At 67.3% G+C, this 17447-nt stretch carries 17 protein-coding genes; 3 read left to right on the top strand and 14 right to left on the bottom strand.

Translation table 11 applies throughout. From position 1 onward, the window contains the following. Positions 1-31: 31 nt before the first annotated feature. The 11 genes from rsmA to Q0X16_RS12445 all read right to left on the bottom strand — a co-directional run bounded on the left by rsmA (position 32) and on the right by Q0X16_RS12445 (position 11652). Positions 32-865, bottom strand: a complete 834-nt coding sequence (rsmA, locus tag Q0X16_RS12395; protein ID WP_297834922.1) for a 16S rRNA (adenine(1518)-N(6)/adenine(1519)-N(6))-dimethyltransferase RsmA — start codon at positions 863-865, stop codon at positions 32-34. Then, positions 862-1200 (bottom strand): tRNA-binding protein, encoded by a 339-nt coding sequence (locus tag Q0X16_RS12400; protein ID WP_297834925.1) that lies wholly within the window; start codon positions 1198-1200, stop codon positions 862-864. Before Q0X16_RS12400 ends, rsmA begins: the two co-directional genes overlap by 4 nt. After that, on the bottom strand, positions 1200-2174 hold the full coding sequence (pdxA, locus tag Q0X16_RS12405) for a 4-hydroxythreonine-4-phosphate dehydrogenase PdxA (protein WP_297834927.1): 975 nt from the start codon (positions 2172-2174) through the stop codon (positions 1200-1202). Before pdxA ends, Q0X16_RS12400 begins: the two co-directional genes overlap by 1 nt. A 5-nt stretch (positions 2175-2179) precedes the next feature. Continuing rightward, positions 2180-3589, bottom strand: a complete 1410-nt coding sequence (locus Q0X16_RS12410; RefSeq protein WP_297834930.1) for a peptidylprolyl isomerase — start codon at positions 3587-3589, stop codon at positions 2180-2182. Next, positions 3586-5874 (bottom strand): LPS assembly protein LptD, encoded by a 2289-nt coding sequence (gene lptD / locus Q0X16_RS12415; protein ID WP_297834932.1) that lies wholly within the window; start codon positions 5872-5874, stop codon positions 3586-3588. Before lptD ends, Q0X16_RS12410 begins: the two co-directional genes overlap by 4 nt. A 102-nt stretch (positions 5875-5976) precedes the next feature. Beyond that, entirely contained in the window at positions 5977-6903 is a 927-nt protein-coding gene (locus Q0X16_RS12420) for a histone deacetylase family protein (protein WP_297834974.1), read from the bottom strand. An 11-nt stretch (positions 6904-6914) separates the two neighbouring features. Continuing rightward, positions 6915-7481, bottom strand: a complete 567-nt coding sequence (locus tag Q0X16_RS12425; protein ID WP_297834934.1) for a cob(I)yrinic acid a,c-diamide adenosyltransferase — start codon at positions 7479-7481, stop codon at positions 6915-6917. Continuing rightward, positions 7481-8047, bottom strand: coding sequence for a DUF6580 family putative transport protein (locus Q0X16_RS12430; RefSeq protein ID WP_297834937.1), 567 nt, complete (start codon positions 8045-8047; stop codon positions 7481-7483). Before Q0X16_RS12430 ends, Q0X16_RS12425 begins: the two co-directional genes overlap by 1 nt. Before the next feature lie 62 nt (positions 8048-8109). Continuing rightward, positions 8110-9198 carry a 23S rRNA (cytidine(2498)-2'-O)-methyltransferase RlmM gene (gene rlmM, locus Q0X16_RS12435; protein WP_297834940.1) on the bottom strand — a complete coding sequence of 363 codons (1089 nt, stop codon included), beginning with the start codon at positions 9196-9198 and terminating at the stop codon, positions 8110-8112. Positions 9199-9335: 137 nt separating this feature from the next. Continuing rightward, positions 9336-9899, bottom strand: coding sequence for a nucleoside deaminase (locus Q0X16_RS12440; RefSeq protein ID WP_297834946.1), 564 nt, complete (start codon positions 9897-9899; stop codon positions 9336-9338). A 10-nt stretch (positions 9900-9909) separates the two neighbouring features. Beyond that, a complete protein-coding gene (locus Q0X16_RS12445; RefSeq protein ID WP_297834949.1) occupies positions 9910-11652 on the bottom strand; it encodes a glutamine--tRNA ligase/YqeY domain fusion protein in 1743 nt (580 codons plus the stop codon). Positions 11653-11741: 89 nt separating this feature from the next. On the opposite strand from Q0X16_RS12445, the gene Q0X16_RS12450 reads away from it, so the two are divergent. Continuing rightward, entirely contained in the window at positions 11742-12008 is a 267-nt protein-coding gene (locus tag Q0X16_RS12450) for a DUF2007 domain-containing protein (protein ID WP_297834952.1), read from the top strand. After that, positions 12005-12922 (top strand): DMT family transporter, encoded by a 918-nt coding sequence (locus tag Q0X16_RS12455; protein WP_297834955.1) that lies wholly within the window; start codon positions 12005-12007, stop codon positions 12920-12922. The genes Q0X16_RS12450 and Q0X16_RS12455 overlap by 4 nt, the downstream gene beginning before the upstream one ends. A gap of 21 nt (positions 12923-12943) precedes the next feature. Here the strand turns inward: Q0X16_RS12455 and Q0X16_RS12460 are convergent, their stop codons facing one another. The 3 genes from Q0X16_RS12460 to ahpC form a co-directional block, all read right to left on the bottom strand. Beyond that, a complete protein-coding gene (locus Q0X16_RS12460) occupies positions 12944-13849 on the bottom strand; it encodes a LysR substrate-binding domain-containing protein (protein WP_297834957.1) in 906 nt (301 codons plus the stop codon). Positions 13850-14140: 291 nt separating this feature from the next. Next, the gene (gene ahpF / locus Q0X16_RS12465; RefSeq protein ID WP_297834961.1) at positions 14141-15718 is read right to left on the bottom strand and encodes an alkyl hydroperoxide reductase subunit F; all 1578 of its coding nucleotides are present in this window, start codon (positions 15716-15718) and stop codon (positions 14141-14143) included. Between the two features lie 146 nt (positions 15719-15864). Beyond that, on the bottom strand, positions 15865-16428 hold the full coding sequence (gene ahpC, locus Q0X16_RS12470; protein ID WP_297834965.1) for an alkyl hydroperoxide reductase subunit C: 564 nt from the start codon (positions 16426-16428) through the stop codon (positions 15865-15867). Between the two features lie 173 nt (positions 16429-16601). On the opposite strand from ahpC, the gene prmC reads away from it, so the two are divergent. Further along, on the top strand, positions 16602-17435 hold the full coding sequence (gene prmC / locus Q0X16_RS12475) for a peptide chain release factor N(5)-glutamine methyltransferase (protein ID WP_297834967.1): 834 nt from the start codon (positions 16602-16604) through the stop codon (positions 17433-17435). Positions 17436-17447 lie beyond the last annotated feature (12 nt).

Raw genomic sequence — 17447 nt, forward strand, 5'->3', positions numbered from 1 at the left:
AGCCGCGGCACGATGATTGCGCGCAGTCCGTTCACCCCGAGGCCAGACGGTTGGCCAGATGCACGAAGGCGGCGACAGGGATCTGTTCGGCGCGCGCATCGGCCGAAATCCCGGCCGATTCGATGGCCGGGGCGTCGGCCAGCCCCTTGAGCGCATTGCGCAGGGTCTTGCGGCGCTGGCCGAAAGCGGCCCGGATGACGTGGGCAAACAGCGCGGGGTCGTGGATGCCGACTTGCGCCACGGGCAGCGGCACCAGCCGAACCACGGCCGAATCCACCTTGGGCGCCGGACGGAAGGCGCCTGGCGGGACGGTGAACAGCGGCGTCACCGTGGCAAAGGCCTGCAACATCACCGTCAGCCGGCCATAGACCTTGCTGCCGTGGGCGGAGGCCATGCGCTCGACCACTTCCTTTTGCAGCATGAAGTGCATGTCGGCGATGGCGCCGGCGTGGGCCAGCGCGTGGAACAGGATCGGCGAACTGAGGTTGTAGGGCAGGTTGCCGACCAAGCGAATGCGGCCACCGGGAGCGTCCAGTTCGGCGGCGAGCGCGGTGAAGTCCACGCCCAGCACGTCGCCCTCGATCAGACGCAGTTCGCCGTGGGCGCGGGCGGCGGCCTGCAGCGGCGCGTGCAGGTCGCGGTCGAATTCGATGGCGGTCAGCGCGCCGTGCCGCTCCAGCAACGGGAACGTCAGCGCGCCCTGGCCGGGGCCGATTTCGACCAGCGCATCGCCCGGCTGCGGATCGATCGCCTGCACGATTTTCGCGATCACGCCGCGCTCGTGCAGGAAATTCTGGCCGAGGTGCTTCTTCGCACCGGCGTGGAAGCCTGGCGCCGCCGCGTCGACTGGATGCCGGCGATTCACAGCAGCCGGGTCCCGAGCGGAACGTCGCGATCCGGCACGCACAGCGCCACCGCGCCGTCGGCATCGTGGAAGCCGGTCACCAGGCACTGGGACATCAGCGGGCCGATTTGCTTGTCGGGGAAATTGACCACCGCGACCACCAGCCGCCCCGCCAGGTCTTCGGGCCGATAGTGCGCGGTAATCTGTGCGCTGGACTTGCGCACGCCCAGTTCGGGGCCGAAGTCGATCTGCAGGACGTAGGCGGGTTTGCGCGCCTGCGGAAACGGCACTGCGGACAGCACCCGCCCGACCCGCAGTTCGACCTTCAGGAAGTCGTTGAACGTGATATCGTCCATCAGGCGAGCCGGTTGCGCGCGGCCAGCCGCGCGCAGGTGTCGATGGCGGCGAACAGACTGGACGGATCCGCCCGCCCGGCGCCGGCCAGATCCAGCGCCGTGCCGTGGTCCACCGCCACCCGCGGGTAGGGCAGGCCGAGGCTGATGTTGACGGCGTGGGCGAAGTCGGCGTGCTTGAGCACCGGCAACCCCTGGTCGTGATACATCGCCAGCACCGCGTCGAAGCCGCGCAACTTCTCCGGAAGGAAGGCGGTGTCGGCGGGCAGCGGGCCGACCAGCCGCATGCCTTCGCCTCGCAGCCGCTCCAGCGTCGGGATGAGCACGTCGAGTTCCTCGCGGCCGAGCAAGCCGTCCTCGCCGGCATGCGGGTTCAGGCCGAGCACGGCGATCACGGGCTGGCGGATGGCGAACTGGACGCGCAACGCGCGCGAAAGGATATGCAGTGTATCGGCCAGCGCGTCGGCTGTTATCCGGTCCGCGACTTCGCGCAGCGGGATGTGCACGGTCTGCAGCGCCACCTTGACCACCGGGTTGGCCAGCATCATCACCACTTGGCAACCGGCCTGTGTCGCCAGCAATCCGGTGGTGCCGGTGTAGGGAATGCCGCCGGCGTTGATGACGGCCTTGTGGAACGGGCCCGTCGCGAGGCCGTCGAGTTCGCCGTCGAGGCAGGCCTGGCCGGCGCGGGTCAGGCTGGCGACGAGCGACGCGGCGTTGGTGGGCTCCGGTATGCCGGGTGTCGCGGCGGTGGGATGCGGGATGTCGTGGATTTCCAGACTGCGCGGATCGCGCGGCGTTTCGCCCCGGGCGTGCAGGAACAGCGGCAGGTTCAGACGTTCCGCCGCGTGTCGCAGCGTCGCGGCATCACCGAACAGGACCAGTTCGGCATCCCAGCTGCGCTGGGCCGCGCGCACGACGAGTTCCGGGCCGATGCCTGCGGGCTCGCCCGGCACGAGCGCCAGTCGAGGCCGCATGCGTGTCAGTACTCTGATGCCGATCCGGGCTCGGGCGTCGACCTGGGGTGTTCCTTGGGAGGAGCGGGCAACTCGGGCAGGGTGGAATGGCCCTGGGCGTCGCGAATGTCGACAAAGGCCTCGCTGCGCATCTCGCGCAGGAAACGACCCCATTCATCTTCCATCTTGCGACGTCCGATGGTCTCGCGGATCTGGCCGCGCAGGGCTTCGCTGGCGGAGGTGATTTCGCGTGAACCGGTTCGCTGCACGATGACCCAGCCCTCGTCGACCTTGAACGGAGCCGAGGTCTGGCCGTCGGCAAGGGCGGCAAGCTGCATGCCCATGGCCGCGCCGTGGGATTCGGCGGTGAACCAGCCGAGGTCGCCTCCGCGAAACCGCGTGGCTTGGTCGTCGGAGTTTTCCCGCGCCAGCTTGGAGAAATCTCCTCCGGCGGCGAGTTGTCCGGCGATCCCATCGATCTTTGACTTCGCGGCGGCATCGCTGGTATTGGCATCGACCCGGACCAGAATTTCCCGCGCGGAGTACTGGGTCACTTTTTCGCCGGCTTCCGGCGCCTGATCGCGTACGTCGACCAGCTGCAGCAACTGGAAGCCGCTGGGGCCGCGGATCGGGCCGATCACCTGCCCCGGCTGCAACTGCTGGATCGCGGTGGCGAACGCGGGCGGAATCTCGTTGGCGCCGCGCCAGCCCAAGTCGCCGCCTTCGAGGGCGTTGGGGCTGTTGGAATAGCGCACGGCCGCCGCCGCGAAGGTCAGCTCACGACTTTCGATTGATCGCTTGATCCCTTCGATCTTCTGCGCCGCCGCCTGCACCTGCTCGGGGCTGGCGTTGTCCGGCGTGGCGACCAGGATATGGGCCAGATGGTATTGGCGGACGGCGGTGTTGGCTGCAGAGGCGAGCGCGGCATCGACCTCGGCCTCGCTGACGTTGATGCGGCTTTGGGCAAAGCTCTGCTGCAGCTTCTGGCCGATGATCTCGTCGCGCAGGTTGGCGCGGAATTCGCTCGGCGTCATGCCGTCTTTCGCGACGCGTTCGAGCAGCTGTGGCTGGGTGAGATTGTTCTGCCGGGCGATGCTGGCGAGTGCGCTGTCGATGTCGGCATCGGTGGCGGTGATCCCGGCGTCGGCGGCGCGCGCGACTTCCAGGCGTTGGAGGATCAGGCGTTCGAGCACCTGGCGTTCGAGCACGTCCGCCGGTGGCAGCATGTTCGGGCGATCGGCGTACTGGGAGCGGACGTTGGCGACTGCGCGGTCCAGATCGCTGCGCAGGATCACGTCTTCGTTGACCACGGCGGCGATGCTCTCCACCGGCTGGGTGCTGCCGGACTGCGCATGGACGGAGCCGGCGAGCAGCAGCAGCGGCAGCAGGGCCGAGGTGAGAAGTCGCGACTTGCGGTTGCTGGGGGAATGCATCATGGGCTGGGACTGGCTCGATCCGGCGAAGAGGGCTGGCCCGTCGCCATTTGCGGCGGAACCAGGTAGAGATCATCGCGATTGTAGCCGAGGATGGCCCGACGCAAGGTGCTGCGGGTGTCCTGGCCGGCGCCGCCAAGACCCTTGAGCTCGATTTCCAGCATCAAGGTGTTGTCGAGGCGACCATCGCGGTTGCGCATGTAGCGGCGGCCAACCAGCCGGACCGCGACGCAGCAGGAGTCCCACTGCACGCCCACCAGGCTCTCCAGGGTCTTGCGGTCGCGCAGCGAGTAATAGTGGCGTCCGACCACGCTCCAGGTCGGATTGATCGGGTACAGGAAGGAAAAATCCACCTGCTCCAGCAGGGCGCGGCGATAGCGGTAGGACAGGTTGATCACGCCATCGTTCGGGAACAGGTAGCGGGCACGCAGGCTGGCCAGGTCGGTGCGGCGGAATTTCGGGTCGCGCTGGTAGGAGGCGCCGAAGGTCCAGCGATCGGTGGGCGCGTAATTGACGTCCGCCACCCAGGCCGAGCGCCCCTGCTCGGTGATCGGCTCGCCGGGCAGGTGCACGCGCGAATCGCGGAAATAGCGGATCTGGCCGAGGCTGGCGGAGAAGCGTTCGCGTCCGTCCGCCTCCCGGATCATCCGGGTGCTGACCGCCAATGTGAGCTGGTTGGCGTCGGCCTGGCGGTCGGCGCCGGAATAGCGGTTGTCGCGAAACAGCTGGGGCCAGCCGAAGGTCAGCGGCTGGGTGTCGAACACCGGCATGTCGTCCTGGTCGGCATAGGGCACGTTCAGGTAGTACAGCCGCGGCTCGATCGTCTGCAGGTAACTGCGGCCCTTGACCTGCATCTGCCGATCGAAGAACAGCCCGGCGTCGAGGCTGAAGATCGATTGACCGCGCGAGGGCGAACTGTCGCCAAGGACCTGGGCCAGCGCGTGGTCCAAGGAGTAGCCGGTCTGCCGGAAGGCCAGGGTTGGGCGCAGGAACCAGGCGTTGCCTTCCAGCGGCAGGCTGATCCAGGGCTTGATGTCGAAGCGTGCGCCGGCCGGATACAGCGGGTGATGGAAGCGCACGACTTCGGCATCGATCCCGTAATGCACCGGACCGGTACCGATGGGGCTTTCCCAGTGCGCTGCGGCGCGCGGCATCCGGTCGTAGGGCAGGATCCAGTCGCTCAGGGTGTAGTCGGCCAGTTGCCAGTGGTCGGCGCTGAGCGAGACGGCCCAATTCGCGCCGCGCCCGTAGAGCCCGATGGCGCTGTAGGCGGTGGACTGGGAGAGGCCTTCGATGCTGTTGGTGAAGTCCTCGAAGTAGCGTGGATCGCTGATCCAGTTGACGTTGGCGCGGGCCTGCCAGTGATCGTCGATGTCCTGACGGGCATCGAAATGCACGCGCCAGCGGTCGCGGTCGCGCAAGCGGTCGTGGGGCATCCACAGCGCATCGAGGACGCCCTGGCCGTGTTCGTTCAGATAGCGGAACTGGGTGCCCAGCAGGCCTCCGCGACGTGACATGAACCTTGGGCTGAGGGTCATGTCGTAGTTCGGGGCCAGGTTCAGGTAGATCGGCTGGCTCCAGTCGAGGCCGTTGCGCCCCGAGTTGGAGATCTGCGGGTACAGCAGGCCGCTGCGGCGGCGATCGTCGGTGGGGAACATCAGCCACGGGAGGTACAGCACCGGAACCTTGCCCAGCTTGAGGCTGGCGCCGTGGGCGGTGGCCATGCCGGTGGACTGGTCGATGTCGATCCGGCGCGCGCTCAGTTCCCAGTGCCGCGCCTCGGGCGCGCAGGTCGAGTAGGTCGCGCCGTACAGGCTGCCAGTGTCTCCGGTCAGGTTGGCGCTCTTGGCGGTGCCGTTGCCACGTCGCGACAGCAGCTGGTAGCGGATGTCCTCAAGCGTGTGGGTATCGGTGTTCTGGTTGCCTTGCGCGTGCTCGGCGCGCAGGCGCAGCCCCGGCGCCTGATAGCGGATGTTGCCCTCGGCGGTATAGCGGCCCTGCTCCTGGTCGTAGGTGATTTCGTCGGCACCCATGAACTGGGCACCGCTGCGCATCGTCACGTTGCCGCGGAAAATCGGGTTGACGTCGGTGCCGGTGAGCTGGTCGCCCTCGATGTCCGTGGGCTGACCCTTGCTGTCGATGTCGAGACCTTCCGGCGCCTGCAGCGCTTCGGCGAACTGCGGGATCACGTCCACGATCGGGCACAGGCCCCAGTTCTGCGGGGTGTCGTCGCGGGCCTGCGCCTGCAGCGACAGGGCGATCATCAGGGGCAGGGCAAGAAGGCGCATGGCTGGGCGCACGGGATGGTCACAGGGGAAAACAGGCCGCTAGCTTGCCGGAACCGGCGGGTCGCGGCAAACGGCGGGGCCACTGCAAGTGAAAGGCGTCCATCACGGTTCCGGATCCGGTTGGCGAAGGGCCTTGACGTGGGCAAGACAGCTGTCGGCGAGCGCAGTCAGGTCATAGCCGCCTTCCAGCATCGAGACGATCCTGCCGCCGCAGCGGCGCCGGGAAAGCGCCACCAGCGCCTGGCTGAGCCAGGCGAAATCCTCGACTTCCAGACGCAGGTCGGCCAGCGGGTCGCGACGATGCCCGTCGAAACCGGCCGAAATGAACAACAGCTGCGGGGCGAAGGCGTTCAGCGCCGGCAGCAGCTCTTTCTCCCAGACGGCGCAGAACGCGCCGCCGTCGGCGCCGGGGGGCAGCGGAGCGTTGAAGACGTTGCCGCAGCCTGTCTCGCGGCGTGCGCCGGTACCGGGATACAGCGGGGACTGGTGGCTGCTGGCGTAGGCGACGCGGGGCTCGGATTCGAAGATGGCCTGGGTGCCGTTGCCGTGATGGACGTCGAAATCGACGATCGCCACGCGCCGCAGCCCGTGCGCGTCGAGCGCGTGACGCGCCGCGATCACGATGTTGTTGAGCAGGCAAAATCCCATTGCGGTGCTGGCGGTGGCGTGGTGGCCAGGCGGCCGCACCGCGCAGAAGGCGCGCCGTGCCTGCCCGCCCAGGACGGCATCGACCGCAGCGATGCCGGCGCCGGCCGCGCGCAGGGCCGCCTCGGCGGATCCGGGCGAGACCACGGTGTCCGGGTCCAGCGCCAGCAGCCCGGAGGACACCGGCGCGAGCACGCGATCCAGCAGCTCCGGTGTGTGGACGCGCAGAAGGTGCTCGCGGCTGGCGCGCGGGGCCTGCCGCCAGTCGAGGTCGGGGCAGGCCTCGCGCAGGGCCTGCAGGATGACTGCAAGCCGCTGCGGTGATTCGACGTGGGCGCTGCCGGTGTGGTGCTCCAGGCAGGCGGGATGGGTGAAGAGTTGCAGCGTGGCCGCGGTCACGGGGCCGGGGGCTTGCGCCGGCGCTCGTGGTTCCACATCACCTCGCCGTGGCCGCTGGCGTGGGCGAGCACCCTCGAAAGCACGAACAGCAGGTCGGACAGGCGATTGAGGTAGTGCTGCGGCTGCGGCCGGAGGGTTTCACTGCGCGCCAGCGCGACGGTGATCCGCTCGGCACGACGTACCACGGTGCGCGCGATGTGGCAGCGCGCCGAAGCCTCGCCGCCACCGGGCAGGATGAATTCCTTGAGGAACGGCAGGCTTTCGTTGTAGTGATCGAGATGGCGCTCCAGCGCCTCGACGTCGGCATCGAAGATCGCTTCGTGGCCGGGGATGCACAGCTCGCCGCCGAGGTCGAACAACTGGTGCTGAACGTGGATCAGCAGCTCGCGGATGTCATCCTGCATCGGCGCCTGCAGCAGCAGGCCGATGCAGCTGTTGGCCTCGTCGACGGTGCCGTAGGCCTCGACCCGCAGGGAATCCTTGCCGACCCGCGAGCCGTTGCCGAGCCCGGTGCTGCCGTCGTCGCCGGTGCGGGTGTAGATCTTGCTGAGGCGGTTGGCCATCAGGCGGTCTGTGCGTGCAGCGCCGGGTTGCGGCGGCGCAGCAGCTCGAAGCCGCCGAACAGCAGCGCAGCGTAGAACAGGGTGCCGGCCACGGTCCACTGGAAGAACGGGATGCTGGCCACGTAGGCCGCGAGCAGACCGCTGGCATCCTGCGGATACATGCTGCCGCCCAGCCAGGTGCCGAAGTTGGTGAACAGGAAGAACAGCACCGAGCCGGTCAGCGAATAGGCCAGCACGCGGCCGCTGCCGACCTTGCCGCGCAGCCCGAAGCCGAGCACGGTGGACAGCGCGATGCAGGCATAGACCATCAGGTAGCTGGCGTTGGCGAACCAGCTCCAGTAGATGCCGCCGTTGACCAGACCCAGCGCTAGATCGGACACGAACATCGCCAGCAGCGGCACTGCCAGCGCCCAGCCGCGCTTGACGAAATAGGCGCCGCCGAACAGCGCCACCGCCTCGATCGGGGAGAAATTCGGCGGATGCGGGAGCAGCCGGCTCAGGGCCGCGGCGAAGATCAGGGCGGCGAGGATCAGGGGAGCGGCGGCGAGCGTGGCGGGGCGATTCATGGCGAGCGGAAAATCACGACGGCGGAGCGGCAAGCATAGCGCAACCACCCGTCAGATCGGCGTCAATCCCTCCTGCGCCGCCGCGACGCGTCATTGCGGATCGCAATGGGCGTGGCGAACACGGTGATTTCCTCGCGGTCGTGGAACAGCTGGCGCGCGCGGATGGTCAGGGGCTTTTGCGCCTGCTGTTCGAACAACTCGAGGCACAGCCGGGTTTCCTGCCAACGCTTTTTCATCGGCAGTTTCAGGTTGAAGAGGGTGTGGCGGCACCAGCCCTCGCGCAGCCATGTGGCCATGCGCTCGGCCACGCGGCGCGGCTGTTCCACCATGTCGCAAATCATCCAGTCCAGGGGATGCGGCGGTTGCCAGGAAAAACCGTCGGCGCGCAGGTGCTGCACCCGGCCGGTGTCGAGGACGCTCTGGCGCAGAGGCCCGTTGTCGATGGCGGAAACGCGCAACTGGTGGCGGGTCAGCACCCAGGACCAGCCGCCGGGTGCCGCGCCGAGATCGGCGGCGACCATGCCTTCTTTCATCAGCCGCGCACGCTCGTCTTCGGAGAGCAGCACCAGCAGCGCTTCTTCCAGTTTCAGCGCCGAGCGCGAAGGCGCGTCCTTGTGCATCTTCAGGCGCGGGACGCCCAGCGGCCACGGCGCGCTGTCGCCGGGGCGGCTGCTGGCCAGCAAGACGTGGTCGCCGTCGAGCAGGCACACATGCAGGCGCGGCAGCCTGCGGCTGTCCTGCTGGGTCAGCAGGTCGGCCTTGCGCAGCGCCGGCCGCAGCGCGTTGCCCAGGCTGCGCGCCAGCCCGGCCAGCGGCTTGCCGGCATCGCTGTCCGGGTGCTCCATCACCAGCTCGCCGAAGCGCGGCCCGCCCTGCAGCGCCGCCAGCATCGGCGCGATGCGGTCGCTCGCGTCGAGGTCTTTCAGCTCGGCCAGCAGGCGCAATTTCTGCCGCGCGAAGATCAGGGTGGAGAATGGCAGCGCACGATCCAGCGCTTCGCCGTCTTCGCAGAAAAACAGCACATAGCCGCTGTCGCGCTCGGTGCGCGCATAGCCGGCGATGCCCACCTGCGCCGCGCGATCGGTCAGCTCCACCGCGAGTTCGGGTTCGAAGCCTTGGCGGCAGTAGCAGAGCAGGCCGGTTGAAGTCATGGCGGCATTGTAGGGCGACGGATGTCAACACATTCAGGAAAAAGCACTGGACGCGGATCAACACGGAAAGACGCGGATTGGATCCTTATCCGTGTTGATCAGCGTGATCCGCGTCAAGACGCTCGTGCTCTTGTGGATCAGTAATTCGGCCCGCCCAGTTCGCCGTAGTGCTTGAGCACCGCGCAGGCGGCGTCGCGCTGCACGTCGCGCACGACTTCAATGCCGCGTTTGTTGAGCTCACCCACCCAGTCCGCCGGCAGCGGGCCTTCGTCGAAGGCGGTGAGAGTCATGACGTCTTCGGCGCGGGCACCGATCAGCAGGCGGTCGATGCCGGCCCACATGGTGGCACCGTAGCACTGGCAGCAGGGTTGCGCGGAGGTGGCCAGCGTCACCGGGCCGCCCAGCTCGTTCAACCGGAACTGCTGCAAGCGTTGCTGCGCCAGCATGTAGGCCATGGTTTCCGCGTGCGCCAGCGAGCAACTTTGGCGCACCACCCGGTTCACGCCCACCGCGATCAATTGGTCTTGCGGGCTGAACACCGCCGCGCCGAACGGGCCGCCGCTCTGGCGCTCGACGTTGTGTTTCGACAGCTCGATGGCGAAGCCGACTTTGGCCTCGTCGCTGGAGAAATCGCGACCGGCTACGTCCAGTTCCAGCACCCAGATGGGCAGGGTGATGTGCAACTGCGCGGGCAGCGGCATCGGCATGGTGTCAGGCCTTCTGCGTCCAGGTGTCGCGCAGGGTGACGCTGCGGTTGAATACCGGCGCAGCGGCCTTGTGGTCGTAGCGGTCGGCGACGAAATAGCCCAGTCGCTCGAACTGGAAACTTTGCTCCGGCGCGGCCTGCGCGGCGGCGGGCTCGACATAGCCGGTCACCACCTTGCGCGACTCAGGGTTGAGATAATCGACATAGGTCTTGCCGCCCTCGTCATTGTCAGGATCGGCGACGGTGAACAGGCGGTCGTACAGGCGAATTTCCGCCGCCACCGCGTGCTTCGCGCTGACCCAGTGGATGGTGCCTTTCACCTTGCGGTTGGCACCCTCCATGCCGGGGCGCGAGTCCAGGTCCAGCGTGCAGCGCAGTTCGACGATATTGCCGGAGCCGTCCTTCACCGCCTCATCGCAGCGAATGATGCCGGCCCCGCGCAGGCGCACGTCGCCGCCCAGGGTGAGGCGTTTGAAGCCCTTGGGCGGGACTTCCTCGAAGTCCTCGCGTTCGATCCACAGCTCGCGTGCAAACGGGATCTCGCGTTCGCCCTGCGCCTCGTCCTTGGGGTGGTTGGCGAATCGCAGCGTTTCCTCGTGGCCTGCGTCGAGGTTGGTCAGCACGACCTTTAGCGGATCGATCACCGCCATCCGGCGCGGTGCGTGCGCGTCCAAATCGTCGCGCAACGCGCCTTCGAGAATGGAAATGTCGAGCAGCGAATTCTGCTTGCTGATGCCGACGCGCTCGACCATCAGCTTCAGTGCCGATGCGGTGTAGCCACGGCGACGGATGCCCTGCAGAGTGGGCATGCGCGGGTCGTCCCAGCCGTCCACCAGCTTGTCGGTGACCAGCGCCATCAGCTTGCGCTTGCTCATCACCAGGTAGTTGAAATTCAGGCGCGAGAACTCGATCTGGCGCGGCTTGGACGCTTCCTTCGGCAACCCCTTGGCGAGCAGCGGTTCCAGCAGCTCGGGGTGATGCGCCAGGTCCACGTGGTCCACGCTCCAGTCGTACAGCGGGCGGTGGTCCTCGAACTCCAGCGTGCACAGCGAATGGGTGATGCCCTCGATGGCGTCGCCCAGCGCGTGGGCGAAGTCGTACATCGGGTAGATCGGCCATTCGCTGCCGGTGTTCTGGTGTTCGACGTGCTTGATCCGGTACAGCGCCGGATCGCGCAGGTTGATGTTCCCGCTGGCCATGTCGATCTTGGCGCGCAGGGTGCGTGCGCCATCGGGGAATTCGCCGGCGCGCATGCGCCGGAACAGGTCGAGGTTTTCCTCGACGCTGCGCTCGCGGAAAGGCGAATTGCGGCCCGGCTCGATCAGGCTGCCGCGATACTCGCGCACCTGTTCGGCGGAAAGATCGCAGACGAAGGCCTTGCCGTCGCGGATCAGTTTTTCGGCGGCCAGGTAATACACGCCGAAGTAGTCCGAAGCGTGGCGCAGGCTGTGCCAGTCGAAGCCCAGCCAGCGCACGTCGTCCTGGATGGCGCGCACATATTCGGGGTCTTCGCGGGCGGGGTTGGTGTCGTCCAGGCGCAGGTTGCAGACCCCGCCGAATTCCTGCGCAATGCCGAAGTCCAGGCAAATGGCCTTGGCATGACCGATATGCAGGTAGCCGTTGGGTTCCGGCGGGAAGCGGGTCTTGATCGCCGTGTGCTTGCCGCTGGCAAGATCGTCACGGACGATCTGGCGGATGAAGTCGGTGCGCACGGGGGCGTCGGCGGAATCGGGCGGGATCGAGGACACGGTTGGCTGCGCTCTGGATTCGACCGATTAGTCTAGCGGACGGACATCGAGATGGGATTCCTGACGGCGGACTTGCTAGGCTGCCGCGCATGCGAACCGTTTACGTTGCCGAAAACCTGATCGATGCCCATCTGGTGAAGCACGCGCTGGAGGCCGAGAGCATTCCCGCGTTCGTGCGCGGCGAGGCGCTGACCGGCGGCATCGGCGAGCTCGGCGTGTTCGGACTGGTGGGGGTGATGGTGCCGGATCTGGCGGTGCCTGAGGCGCGCGAGATCATTGCCCGCCTGCACCTGGGCACGCCGGCGCAGGCGGGGGTGTCGGCCGAAGGCGGTCTTCCCGGCGCCTTGCCGGCATGAGCCCAGCGCAGTCCAGGCAAGCGGCCACGCTGGAACTGTTGGCCGGGGCCGCCCTCATCGGCAGCAACGGGCTGATGGTGCGCCTGACCGGAATGCCGCCGACGACCGTGGGCTTCTGGCGAATGCTGCTGTCCGGCGTGCTGCTGGCGGCGCTGGTGCAAGTCCGGCACGGCTGGCAGCCGCTGTCGCGCAAGGCGTGGTGGTGGATCGCGGTTCCAGTGGTCGCGTTCACGCTGGATCTGTGGGCCTGGCACCGGAGCATCCTGCTGGTGGGGCCGGGGCTGGCGACCCTGCTCGCCAATACCCAGGTGTTTTTCATGGCGCTGGCGGGAGTGCTCCTGTTTGGCGAACGATTGGGTTTGCGTTTCGTCGCGGGGGTGCTGCTGGCGTTCTTCGGCCTGTGGCTGCTGCTGGGGGCGGATTGGGCCGGCCTGCCGGCGCAGTACCGCTGGGGCGTCTGGCTGGGGCTGGGTGCGGGGCTGGCCTATGCCGTTTACAACGTGGGGATCAAGCGATCCCAGTTCGAGGCGGCCATTGGCAAAGCGCGGGTGCCGATCGAGCAGGTGCTGTGCATCGCCGCGTTCGGCAGCGCGCTGTGCCTTGGGCTGATCGGAGGGGCCGAAGGTGAAGCGTTCGCGCCACCGTCGCTGCAGACATGGGGATTGCTGCTGGCGCTGGCCGCCGTCGGGCATTGCCTGAGCTGGATCCTGATTTCGCGCTCGATGGTGGCGTTGCCAGTGGCGCTGGCGGGGCTGTTGCTGCTGGCGCAGCCGATCGTGGCCTATCTGCTGGACATGCTGGTGCTGGATCTGATTCCGACGCCGCGCCAGTGGGCGGGCCTGGCGGTCAGCCTGGCCGGAATTTTCGTGGCGGGCATGAAGCTCCGCCAGGAACGCGCCGCACAGGAGGCGTGAACGCCGGCGGGGCGCGCTGGATCAGCGCTGCGTCAGATGGGCCTGCGCGATGGCGGCGATGGCGGTGCCGATGGTATGCAGGAAACCGTCCAGCGCCGACGATTTGCGCCAGACCAGCGCGATCCGGCGGCTGGGCGCGGGTTTGTGGAATTTCACCAGTTTGATGCCTTCCGGCTGCACGATCGGCGGCCGGACCGACAGCGTCGGCAGCAGCGTGACGCCGACGCCGGTGGCGACCATCTGGCGCAGGGTTTCCAGACTGGTGGCGCGGAAGTCCGCCTCCTCCCGTGCGCCCGACAACCGGCATACGTCCAGCGCTTGATCGCGCAGGCAGTGGCCGTCTTCCAGCAGCAGCAGGCTCGTGTGATTGAGATCGGAGGTGTCCAACGTCTTGCGATGCGCCAGCGGATGGTCGGCCGGTGCCGCCAGCAGGAAGGGTTCCTCGAACAGGAACTGCGCGTGCAGCGAATCGTCGTGGATCGGCAGGGCCAGCAGCGCGGCGTCCAACTGGCCGTCGCGCAGGCGATGCAGCAGCAGGTCGCTCTTTTCCTCGGTCAGCAGCAGTTCGAGCTTCGGGAATTTCGCGTGCAACTCGGGAACCACATGCGGCAGCAGGTAGGGCGCCAGCGTCGGAAAGGCGCCGAGGCGCAGGCGTCCGGCCTCCGGATTGGCGCCGCGCCGCGCCGCTTCCTTCAATTCCTCGGCTTCGGCCAGGATCCGCCGCGCCCGCTGCGCCGCGTCCTTGCCGGCGGCGGTCAGCATGACCTTGCGCGGGGCGCGTTCGACCAGCTTCACCCCGAGCTCTTCCTCCAGCTTCATGATCTGGGTTGAAAGCGTGGGCTGGCTGACGAAGCAGGCTTGGGCCGCCTTGCCGAAGTGGCGCAGGTCGGCAAGGGCCACGAGGTATTTCAGGTCGCGCAGGTTCATGGGGGGCTTCGCGTTGGGTGGAGCAGAGGAGCATTTTTTGACGCGGATGAACGCGGACGAAGCAATGCCGGCTTTAGGGTGCAGTGAGGAGCCTCGTTGTTTTCATCAAGGGGGGGCGCTTCCGGCAAGTAGATGTTCGCCCAACCCAGTTCTCGCACCTGATCGAAAAATGAGTGTGCAGGATACGCAGCCATTCGTCTGCGAAACGATGCCTGCCTTCGCGGGGATGACGAGCAAACCCGGGTCATCCCTTTTCATCCGCGTTTATCCGCGTCAATCCGCGTCCAAAACTCATGCCGCCTCGGCCACTGTCGGCGCGGAGTGCCGGATCAGATAGTCGAACGCGGACAGCGCCGCGGTGGAACCGGCGCCCATCGCAATGGCGATCTGCTTGAACGGTTCGGTGGTCGCGTCTCCGGCTGCGAACACGCCGGGCAGATTGGTGCGGCCGGCATCGTCGATCACGATCTCGCCACGAGGCGACAGGGCGACGCTGCGTTGCAGCCACTCGGTGTTGGGCAGCAGGCCGATCTGGACGAACACGCCGCCGAGCTCGAGCTCATGCTTGTCGCCGCTGGAACGGTCGATGTAGCGCAGGCCAGTGAGCTTGCTGCCGTCGCCCAGCATTTCGCTGGTTTGCGCGTTCAGGTGCACGGCGACGTTCGGCAGGCTGTACAGCTTGCGCTGCAGCACCGCATCGGCGCGCAGCTTGCCGTCGAATTCCAGCACCGTCACGTGCTCGACCACGCCGGCCAGGTCGATGGCGGCCTCGATCCCGGAGTTGCCGCCGCCGATCACCGCGACCTTCTTGCCCTTGAACAGCGGGCCGTCGCAGTGCGGGCAGTAGGTGACGCCCTTGGTGCGGTATTCGGCCTCGCCGGGCACGCCGGTCTGGCGCCAGCGTGCACCGGGGGCGAGCACCAGGCTCCTGGTGCGCAGCGTGGCGCCGCTTTCCAGCTCAAGGGCGATCAACTCGCCTTCCTTCAGCGCAGGCTGCAGCGTTTTTGCACGTTGCGCGGTGATCACGTCCACGCCGTAGCTGCGGACGTGCGCTTCCAGCGATGCCGCCAGCTTCGGGCCTTCGGTGTATTCCACCGAAGGGAAATTCTCGATCGCCAGGGTGTCCTGCACCTGGCCGCCGAAGCGTTCGGCCACCAGGCCGGTGCGGATGCCCTTGCGCGCCGCGTAGATCGCGGCCGCCGCGCCGGCCGGGCCGCCGCCGACGACCAGCACGTCGTAGGGGTCGCGTTCGCTGAGCGCTTTGGCGGCACGGGCGCTGGCTCCGGTATCGAGTTTGGCGAGGATCTGCTCGATGCTCATGCGTCCGGCATCGAATTCAGCGCCGTTCATGTAAACCGTGGGCACCGAGAGAATCTGCTTTTCCTCGACCTCCTGCGGGAACAGCGCGCCGTCGATGGCGACGTGGCGGATGCGCGGGTTGAGCACGCTCATCGCGTTCAGCGCCTGCACCGTGTCCGGGCAGCTCTGGCAGTGCAGCGACATGTAGGTTTCGAAACGGTACTCGCCATCCAGCGCGCGCACCTGCTCGGCCAGCGCGTCGTCGATCTTCACCGGATGGCCGCCGACCTGCAGCAGGGCCAGCACCAGCGAAGTGAATTCGTGACCAAGCGGAATGCCGGCGAAGGCCACGACAACGTCGCTGCCGCTGCGGCGGATTTCGAACGAAGGCCGGCGCGCGGCCTCGCCGCTGCGGCGGGTGATCTTCGGCGACAGCGTGGCGATCTCGTCGAGCAGCGCGTCCAACTCGCGCGAAGCGTCGGAATCGTCCAGCGCGGCGACCAGTTCGATCGGTTGCTGGAGCTTCTCCAGGTAGGCGGCAAGCTGGGTCTTGAGGGTGGCATCCAACATGGCTTGTCTCCTTCGGATATCGGGTGGAGCGGTTTACTGGGAGCGCAGGCCGCCCGGCGGGCGGGGGGGCCCGCCGGGCGGTGCGATCGTGGTGAAAAAAGCCGCGACCCACGCGCGTGGCGCGCGCGGATCGCGTGGAGTGCGGATCAGATCTTGCCGACCAGGTCCAGCGACGGCGCGATGGTCTTGGCGCCTTCCTTCCACTTCGCCGGGCACACTTCATTCGGATGGTTGGCGACGTATTGCGCGGCCTTGAGCTTGCGCAGGGTCTCGGTGACGTCGCGGGCGATCGCGTTGTCGTGCACTTCCATCGTCTTGATGGTGCCGCTCGGATCGAGGATGAAGGTGCCGCGCAGCGCCAGGCCCGCTTCGGGGATGTGGACCTGGAACATGTTGGTCAGCTGGTGGGTCGGATCGCCGACCAGCGCGAAGGTCGCCTTGCCGACCGCCGGGCTGGTCTCGTGCCAGACCTTGTGGCTGAAGTGGGTGTCGGTGGTGATCGCGTAGACCTCGGCGCCGGCCTGCTGGAACTCGGCGTAATGCTCGGCGGCGTCTTCGATCTCGGTCGGGCAATTGAAGGTGAAGGCGGCCGGCATGAAGATCAGGACCGACCACTTGCCTTGCAGGTCCTTCTCGGTCAGTTCGATGAACTGGCCGTTCTTGAACGCATTGACCTTGAACGGCTGGATCTGGGTGTTGATCAGGGACATTTCGCTTTCTCCTGGGGTGCGGGTGGGATTGGGAACGGGTGCAGGTTAGGAAGAATCGATAGATATGTAAAATCGTTTGTTGTGATCGAGACGATATGATATATCTATCGAATCCGCGCTTGCCGCAGATCTGAAGGTGGAGCCGAAGCCGCTCCGCAGATACCATCCCGCGCATGCCGGACACTGCCGCCCGCGTGAAATCCAGGCTCGCGCAATCGCGCGAGCGGATCGGAGCCGCCGATGCGGAAATCCTGCTGGCGCATGTTCTTGGCAGGCCGCGCGGCTGGCTGTTCGCCCATGACGACGTCGAACTCGACGCGGCCCAGGACGCCGCGTTCGAACGCCTCGTCGCGCGTCGTCAGGCCGGCGAGCCGGTGGCCTACCTGACCGGGACGCAGGGATTCTGGACCCTGGATCTGGCGGTGACGCCGGCCACCCTGGTGCCGCGGTCGGAAACCGAACTGCTGGTCGAGCAGGCGTTGGCGAAAATTCCCGCCGGTGCCCCGTGGCGGCTGGCGGATCTGGGTACCGGCAGCGGTGCGATCGCGCTGGCGCTGGCCAAAGAGCGCCCGCGCTCGCGCATGGTCGCGACCGACCTGAGCGAGGACGCGCTGGCCGTGGCGCGCGCCAACGCGGTTCGCAACGGGATAGGCAATGTCGAATTCCGCGCCGGAAGCTGGCTGGAGCCGCTGCAAGGCGAAATTTTCGATCTGATCGCCGCCAATCCGCCCTATGTCGCGGACGGAGACCCCCATCTCGCCCAGGGCGACCTGCGCTTCGAGCCAACGCTGGCCTTGTCCTGCGGCGCGGACGGGCTGAACGCGATCCGCACGATCGCCGCCGCCGCGCCGGCGATCCTGCGCCCCGGCGGCTGGCTGCTGTTCGAACACGGTTTCGACCAGGGTGCAGCGGTGCGGGCGCTTCTCGATGAAACCGGGTTCGTCGAAGTCGAAACCATGCGCGATCTGGAAGGCCGCGACCGCGTCACGCTGGGACGAAGGGCGTAGCTGCCGAGGCGG

The organism is Thermomonas sp. (assembly GCF_025993755.1).
Classification (GTDB): domain Bacteria; phylum Pseudomonadota; class Gammaproteobacteria; order Xanthomonadales; family Xanthomonadaceae; genus Thermomonas.